At 75.9% G+C, this 324-nt stretch carries 1 protein-coding gene; it reads right to left on the reverse strand.

Features of this window, described 5'->3' with window-relative positions; all coding sequences use genetic code 11:
• Positions 1-324 (reverse strand): hypothetical protein (locus tag HA630_RS02230; protein WP_208299925.1); only part of this gene is annotated, 324 nt, incomplete at both ends.

Here is a 324-nt window from a genome sequence, read left to right on the forward strand (position 1 = left end):
AACACCAGGTCCATGAAGCCTTTGAACATGCCGTGCAGCCGGTCGTCGCGCAGCGGCGGCCGCGGCGCGCCGCCCAGCGTGTGGGCGGTGACGAGGCGGTCGATGTCCCGGGCCGACAGCGGCTGGGCGGCGAGCCAGAACTCCATTTCCGGCAGGCAGGTGCGCAGGTCGGCCAGGGCCACGGGGGCAGCGGCGTGTTCGGCCGGGGGCGCGTGCGGCAGCGGCAGGCGGGCCTGCAGGCAGGCCAGCAGCCAGTCGGTCACGGTGTCCACCCAGCCGCTCCAGCCGCGCGCCTGGCAGCGCCGGGCGACCTGGTCGCGCAGC

The sequence above is a fragment of the Aquabacterium sp. A08 genome, assembly GCF_011742065.1.